Annotated in this window: 1 protein-coding gene; it reads right to left on the reverse strand. The window is 66.3% G+C overall.

The window, feature by feature from the left end; all coding sequences use genetic code 11:
• The coding region (locus ACYVGN_RS13415; protein WP_460791365.1) for an ISL3 family transposase at window positions 1–1246 on the reverse strand (1246 nt) is incomplete at its 3' end.
• Between the last annotated feature and the right edge of the window lie 46 nt (window positions 1247–1292).

Consider the following 1292-nt stretch of genomic DNA (forward strand, 5'->3'; position numbering starts at 1 on the left):
AGTGGGACAGGTTCCGAAAGCCGAGCGCAGAGCCGCGTAGATGCTCGAGTCGGCCGTTGATCGCTTCCGTTGGTCCATTGGACGTCCGCGGCCGATCGAAGTATGCGAGGACGTCCGCGGCGCGCTTCGTGAGCGTTCTGCCGAGCTTGCGAACCTCGACCAACGATGCCGGGACGCCGTCCGCGACGGTGTCGATGACGCACTGCATGAGGAACTTCCCGAGCTTGCGATCTTCCTGCCGGTAGGCGGTGATCATGCGCTGATAGATCCCATGCGTTGCCTCGACCGCGACGTGGTGCTCGTCCGCGAACAACGTCTCCAACCGGGCGACCTGTCGATCCGTCAGCAAGCTCGCTCCCGTGTGCAGGGTTCGACGTGCCTTGTAGAGAGGATCGTCCTTCCGGCCCCTCCTGCCGAAGATGTTGTTCTGAACCCGACGACGACAGGTGTCGAGCGCTTCCCCGGCGAGCCGGACCACGTGGAACGGGTCCATCACCGCGACAGCAGTCGGGATCTCCTCCGCGGCGGCGGTCTTGAACCCGGAGAACCCGTCCATCGCGACGACCTCGATCCCCGCCCGCCAGACGTCCGGCCGCTCGGCGAGCCAGGCCTTGAATACTGACTTCGAGCGGCCCTCGACCATGTCCAGCAATCTCGACGGGCCCGTCCCTTCATGGACCGGAGTGAGGTCGATGATCACGGTGACGAACTTGTCGCCGCGGTGCGTGTGCCGCCAGACGTGCTCGTCGACGCCGATCACGGTGACACCGTCGAACCGTTCCGGATCATCGATCAGCAGTCGCCGCCCTTCCTCGAGAACGGCGGTGTTCGCGGTGTGCCAGGCGACATCAAGGCCTGCGGCGACCCGAGAGACGGTGAGGTGATCGACGACGAGCGCGCGCAGCGCCCAACCCAACGCTGTGCGGGTGAGCTTGCCACGGGGCTCGGCAACCCTCGTGGTGTCCTCCTGCCAGAACCGGGCGCACGGCTCGCAACGGAACCGGCGAACTCGCAGCAGCAAGGTCGTGGGGCGATGCCCGAACGGTTCATGGGCCAACCAGCGCGCGGCTGTTCCCCGAGCAGTCGCCTCGCCGCCGCATGCGTGGCACCACGGGTCGGGCTCGGCGAGACGGCACTCGATCACCGCCCGGTCTGGTGTGAGATGCATGCCGACGGCGTCGAGGCCGAGCTCGTCGAGGCGGGCGAACCTGGTCAGGTCAGGGCGCGTGAAGGTAGCGTTGATCACCGTCGGGGTCTTCTCGGATGGGGAGTGTAGGAACTTCCATCCTGAC

Source organism: Microbacterium lacusdiani, assembly GCF_054779895.1.